This window comes from Citrobacter sp. TBCS-14 (genome assembly GCF_005280805.1).
Classification (GTDB): domain Bacteria; phylum Pseudomonadota; class Gammaproteobacteria; order Enterobacterales; family Enterobacteriaceae; genus Citrobacter; species Citrobacter gillenii.
In genome coordinates, this window is record NZ_SZWM01001006.1 from 1 (window position 1) to 397 (window position 397).

Here is a 397-nt window from a genome sequence, read left to right on the forward strand (position 1 = left end):
ACAGCCATTCAGGCAGCTGCGGAAAAATTCCATTTTGCGACCGGAGGATTTACGGGAACCGGTGGCAAATATGAGCCTGCGGGGATTGTTCACCGTGGTGAATTTGTCTTCACGAAAGAGGCAACCAGCCGGATTGGTGTGGGGAATCTTTACCGGCTGATGCGCGGCTATGCCACCGGCGGTTATGTCGGTACACCGGGCAGTATGGCGGACAGCCGGTCGCAGGCGTCCGGGAAGTTTGAACAGAATAACCATGTGGTGATCAATAACGATGGCACGAACGGCCAGATAGGACCACAGGCGCTGAAGGCTGTTTATGACGTTGCCCGCAAGGCGGCAATGGACGTGGTGACCGGGCAGATGCGTGACGGCGGCCTGTTCTCTGGAGGTGGACGGT

The 397-nt window shown here is 57.4% G+C and carries 1 protein-coding gene; it reads left to right on the forward strand.

The window, feature by feature from the left end:
• Positions 1-397, forward strand: a 397-nt coding sequence (locus FDX22_RS22645; RefSeq protein ID WP_146717811.1) for a phage tail tape measure protein, incomplete at both ends; no start/stop codon positions are given.